Here is a 639-nt window from a genome sequence, read left to right as displayed (position 1 = left end):
GATGTTGTCCATCGAGGTTTTTGCTGGGCAGGTGTTGACCACGGATGTGTTCAACGCGACCCGCAAACGTTTTATCGTCCAGACAGCTGACCAGATCCTGACCAATCAGACCACGCCGATCCCCACGGAGATCGTGATCCCGGTCGAGGCTGGCGCAACCTACGTCTACGAATGCTTGGTGTCGCTGTCGGCGGTGGCCGACTCCGACAGCGCGCTGGCGTTCAACTGGAACGTGCCCACCGGGACACTGCTGGCCAGGTTCACCCACGCCTACGACGCCACCTCGGCGACCTCGCTGAACTCGGGTGCGGAGATCATCCAGCGCCGCCCGGCGAACACCACGTTGCAGATCGCTGGCGGCTCGGATGCCTCCTCACCGCCGTCGAACTTTCACAGCGCGGTCGACCGGGGCACGATCGCGGTGGGAGGGGTCTCCGGAAACGTGATCCTGGAGATCCAACAGTCGGGGGCCGGGTCCGCGAACGAAACCATTCTGCGTGGCGGTAACCAGACACGCGCTATTGTGGAAAGGATTCTGTGATGGCAGAACCGTCCGCGCCCCCCACGGGGGCGAAACAGGTCGACTACTACATCGGGTACGACGGCGAGAACCCGGAACTGATCATCCGTTTCTCCGGG

The 639-nt window shown here is 62.9% G+C and carries 1 protein-coding gene; it reads left to right on the top strand.

Annotated elements, in window-relative coordinates; translation table 11 throughout:
- Positions 1-541 (top strand): hypothetical protein (locus tag D471_RS40655; protein ID WP_040692409.1); only part of this gene is annotated, 541 nt, incomplete at its 5' end.
- Positions 542-639 lie beyond the last annotated feature (98 nt).

Origin of the sequence: Nocardiopsis lucentensis DSM 44048, assembly GCF_000341125.1 — a bacterium.
GTDB lineage: Bacteria > Actinomycetota > Actinomycetes > Streptosporangiales > Streptosporangiaceae > Nocardiopsis > Nocardiopsis lucentensis.
This window is presented reverse-complemented; position numbering and strand designations above follow the sequence as displayed.